At 68.1% G+C, this 4241-nt stretch carries 4 protein-coding genes and 1 pseudogene; 3 read left to right on the top strand and 2 right to left on the bottom strand.

The genetic code is table 11. The features are described from left to right. Nucleotides 1–157: 157 nt before the first annotated feature. Nucleotides 158–316 (bottom strand): annotated as a pseudogene (locus AC559T_RS08830) (IS6 family transposase); the annotation flags it as partial. A 344-nt stretch (nucleotides 317–660) separates the two neighbouring features. Here AC559T_RS08830 and AC559T_RS08825 point away from each other — a divergent pair. Continuing rightward, entirely contained in the window at nucleotides 661–1188 is a 528-nt protein-coding gene (locus tag AC559T_RS08825) for a GNAT family N-acetyltransferase (RefSeq protein WP_498868399.1), read from the top strand. Nucleotides 1189–1825: 637 nt separating this feature from the next. Here AC559T_RS08825 and AC559T_RS08820 read toward each other — a convergent pair. Next, entirely contained in the window at nucleotides 1826–2494 is a 669-nt protein-coding gene (locus AC559T_RS08820; protein WP_498868398.1) for a nitroreductase family protein, read from the bottom strand. Between the two features lie 172 nt (nucleotides 2495–2666). On the opposite strand from AC559T_RS08820, the gene AC559T_RS08815 reads away from it, so the two are divergent. Then, nucleotides 2667–3386, top strand: a complete 720-nt coding sequence (locus tag AC559T_RS08815) for an IclR family transcriptional regulator (RefSeq protein WP_071060104.1) — start codon at nucleotides 2667–2669, stop codon at nucleotides 3384–3386. A gap of 248 nt (nucleotides 3387–3634) precedes the next feature. Further along, a complete protein-coding gene (locus AC559T_RS08810) occupies nucleotides 3635–4066 on the top strand; it encodes a GNAT family N-acetyltransferase (RefSeq protein WP_498868397.1) in 432 nt (143 codons plus the stop codon). Nucleotides 4067–4241: the final 175 nt, after the last annotated feature.

Genomic DNA, 4241 nt, shown 5'->3' with positions numbered 1-4241 from the left:
CTTCTCGATCGTCGCGCCGTGCTCGTCGGCGAACTCGTACCCGTCTTCGTCCTGGCGCTCTAACGCGTCATCCCCACCGACCAGTTCCGAGTACCGGGTGTACAGACCAAGTCGCAGGCCGTTCAACTTTGCCATACAAAAAGTGTAGTTCGTAGGACTGTTGCACCCACCGGTAGACCGTGACGTGATCGACCTCGAGGCCGCGTTCGGCGAGCAGCTCCTCGACGTCCCGGTAGGACAGCGCGAACCGCAGGTACCAGCGGACCGCCAGAACGATCACTTCGGGTGGGAACCGGAACCCAGCGAACTCCGGCACCGGCACCGGCGGACAACACGTCGACCCATGGGTCGATCATGTCGCCCATCGACACGGGCCCCTGCTCCGGCCGGATGCAACAGATCCCGGCGCAGCACGGCCACCTCGTGCCGCAACACCAGCAGCCCGATGTCCTTGGACGCCGACGAACGACCGAGGAGGACCAGCCAGCCACAGATCCGAACACAGGTCGGATATGACGGGACCCGCCCGCCGAGGCCGCCTACCTACCTACCACCGCGCGCGGACTCCCCGCGTGTGGGGTCCGAGCGGAAAACGGAGTCGGCCGGGAGACGCGCCGCGAGGTCCGCGACCATCGCCGGCGGCTGACAGGATCGGGCGCCGTGGAACACATACTGATCACGAAGCGGCTGGTGCTCACGCCGGTCGCGGACGCCGACCAGGCAGAGCTGGCGGCGCACTGGACCGATCCGGACGTGCGGCGGTTTCTGTTCGACGGCGCTGCCCTGTCGCCGGCGGAGATCTCCCAGACCGTCGCCGACAGCGCCGCGTCGTTCGCCGCCCACGGTTACGGCCTCTGGCTGGTCCGCGGACGCGGCGGCCATGACGACCACGGCGGGCATGGGGACGACAGTCTGGTCGGCACCGCCGGGCTGCGCCCCCTGGAGGACCTCGGCGTCGAGGTCCTCTACAGCCTCTCCCCCGCCGCCTGGGGCCGCGGGTTCGCAACGGAGGCCGCCCGCGCGGTCGTCGACCACGCCCTGACCACCGTCGGCCTCCCCGAGGTGCTCGCCGAGGTCGACGAGGGCAACACCGCCTCCACCCGCGTGATCACCCGCCTTGGCCTGACCCCGTTCGCCACCGTCCAGGGCGAGCTGGGCCCCCTGATCCGCTACCGCCTGCGCCCCTGACCGGCTCGGGCGGAGGCGGCGGGCCTAGAAGACCGCCGACGTCGTGGAACGGCCGCCGTTGACGCCGATGATCTGGCCTGCCGGCGCTGTTGCATTGGGAGGATCAGCCCACCCCGCCAAAAGAAGCATAGCGGCGGAACCGCCGAGTTCCAGGAAATCGGAACTTATCCGATCACGACGGACAGGTAGTCGGATCGATCTCCATCGAGGGCGATCGAAGATCCGCAACCGTCCCGTAGGTCCGTCCCGTGTGCACATCGCGAACCCATACGACGAAGCACTACCCGGCAGTACCCGACACCCCGCAACACGCAGAACCCGCCGCGACCTACACAAACACACACGTGCGGCACCGGGTGGCACTCGCCGACAGGTCTACCTACCGTCTTTTAACCGGTTAGTTCAGGGTTCGAGTCCCTGACGGCCCACTCTTGGAGGGCATTTCCTGCGCATTTTTTAAACATTCCCGAAGAAACTTCGCCTCCTCTTTCGAGGACCCCGGATAGCCAGCTTGATCCGGCGGCTCTGTTGCGTCCGGAAGTTGGCCATTCTGCTGGTCGGGAACCAGTTTGAACGCGATGGCGACCAGGGTTGCCGCCCCGCCTGTTGACACTCGCCGGCGCTTCCGTCCCACTTGTTACCAGTGGTTGCGGTGCAGCACCTGGCCCAGGGGAACTCGGGGAGCCGGTCGGAATTCGGTACCGACGGTGTAGGCGAGTGGAATGAACGCGGCCAGCATCACCCGGTTGAACGGGACGCCCAGCAGCGTGGCCATCTCGCGTTCGAGGGGCGCCTGTGCGGTCGTCCACACCGTTCCCAACCCCCGCGCACGGGCGGCGAGCATGAAACTCCACACGGCTGGCAGGATCGAGCCCCAGGTCATCGACTGCGCGAGGACGGAAGCGTCGTCGGTTCGTCCTTCGACGCAGGGGACCACGAGCGCGGGCACGCGGTGGATGTTGTCGTACAGGTGCTGGAAGCCGCTGCGCATCTTGGACAGCGACGACGGGTAGGCGTTCATCCGCTCGGCGTCGCGCTGCGTCAGCGGGCTGGCGTGCGGGTCGGCTGCGGCGACCGCCTTCCGGAAGACGTCCGCGAGCGCGTAGCGTCGCTCCCGGTCGGTGACCACGACGAAATGCCATCGCTGCCGGTTACGACCGGTTGGCGCCTGCACGGCGAGCTCGACGCATTCCTGGATGAGCTCCCACGGCACCGGCCGGGACAGGTCCAACCGGTGGCGTACCGCCCGGGTGGTGGACAACAACTCATCGGGCGACAGGTCCAGCAGCATGCGCGTGCCTCTCATGGCCTCATGTGGATCGGGGAACTCACAGGTTGCCGGGCAGCGGAGCCAGGGCGGTAGCGTCCGGTTTCATCAGGTGAAAGCGACGCGGTGACGGCCGGACGCGGCGCGGTGATCATAGATTTCACGCGGTCACCCGACGGCTAGGACGGCGCGGCATCCGGAAGGCGGCGGTATGTCGGCGGTAGGCAGGGCGTTGTCCGTCCTGGACGTGTTTGCCGACGGGTCGGCCAGCCTGCGGCTGACCACAATCGCGGCGCGCAGCAGTCTGCCGTTGCCCACGGCGCTGCGGCTGGTGCGGGAGCTCGTGGCGTGGGGAGGGTTGGAACGTCAGGCGGACGGGTCGTACCGGCTGGGGACCCGGCTGTGGGTGCTGGGCGGTCAGGTTCCGTGCCAGCGTCGGCTCACCGACGCCGCACAGCCCTACCTGCGTGGACTGCGGACGGCGACGGGCCGTGCCGTGGCGCTCACCTCCCTCGACGGCAATCGGCTGCTCGTCGTCGACGAGCTGGGCGCAGCCGTGTCGAGGGGGTCACATCTGCCCCTGCACGCGACGGCCGCGGGCAAGCTCTTCCTGGCCCACGGTCCTGACGCCCTACGACAGCAGGTCCTGAGCGACCTGGTGCGGGTCACGCCATACACCGTCACCGCGCCGGGGCTACTCCACCGCCAGTTCGCTGACATTCGCGGTGGCTCGCTTGCGATCGCCAAGGAAGAAAGGCGTCTGGGGGAGGTTGAGATCGCCGCACCGGTGGGTCCGACAAGCGACGGCGGTCCAGCGGCGGCGCTCTCGGTGACCGCGCCATCCGTCCCGGCCGCGCGGCGAGCCATGCCGTTGCTCGCCGCGACCGCCGCCGCGCTCACCGCCCACCTCACCCCATCCATCTCCGGCTAGACCCGTACTCCCGCCTTCCCGCCGGGAGCCAGTTGAGCAGTTATTGCCAGGACTGACGGGTGCGGAGCCCCACTGTCGGCTACTGAACGTGACCGCAGTTCGTGTCCGGTGAAGGAGGTCGAGGACGGGTTGGACGTCGCGCTCAGCGGACGAGGTAGGGCCAGCATTCCATGGAGGAGGCCAACCACCGCGCGCCGTGGGAGAATCGCGCTGATGGGTGGGACCGGCGTTCGGGACGGGCGGGAGCGGTGAGGATCGAACCGGCGGACGACGCCATGTTCCGCGAACGCGACGCCTGGCGTTACGACCCGCCCTACGACTTCTACGACAGCGACGGCCTACCCGTGAAGAACCCCGAGCTCTTCTTCGCCGTGCGCGACGACGACGGCGCCCTCATCGGCTTCTACTTCTTCGAGCCGTGCGGCGACGCGCTGTTCTACGGGTTCGGCCTGCGACCGGATCTCACCGGTCGTGGGCTCGGCGAGCAGTTCGTGCTGGCTGGCCTGGAGTTCGCCCGCCCCATCTACGGCCGGCGCTGCGTGGCGCTCGATGTCGCGGCCTTCAACGAACGCGCCATCCGCCTGTACCGGCGCATCGGCTTCACCGAGACCGGCCGGCATACCGAGACTTTCGACGGTTACGGGGCCGTGGAGTTCATTGACATGGAAAAGCCCGGCTGAACGCCCTCGGCGCCGGGCCGGGTCGATGCGGAGGCCCTGTTCGCCGAGGGCGGCCCGCGGCTCGTAGACACCGAGGGCATGTTACTGAACATCACCGACGGTGGCGACTGCTCGGATGAACCTGACCGCTGCTCATGGGCTGCTCACATACGCGGTCGGTTGCTCATCTGTATCA

This window comes from Frankia sp. Hr75.2 (genome assembly GCF_949319125.1).
In the GTDB taxonomy this organism is placed as follows: domain Bacteria; phylum Actinomycetota; class Actinomycetes; order Frankiales; family Frankiaceae; genus Parafrankia; species Parafrankia soli.
Note: the sequence above shows the minus strand (reverse complement) of the source record. Positions and strands in the feature narration are given on the sequence as shown.

Coding starts and splice junctions, on each gene's coding strand:
- AC559T_RS08815 (WP_071060104.1), top strand. CDS start 2,667: ATGTCGGCGGTAGGCAGGGCGTTGTCCGTCCTGGACGTGTTTGCCGAC.
- AC559T_RS08820 (WP_498868398.1), bottom strand. CDS start 2,494: ATGAGAGGCACGCGCATGCTGCTGGACCTGTCGCCCGATGAGTTGTTG.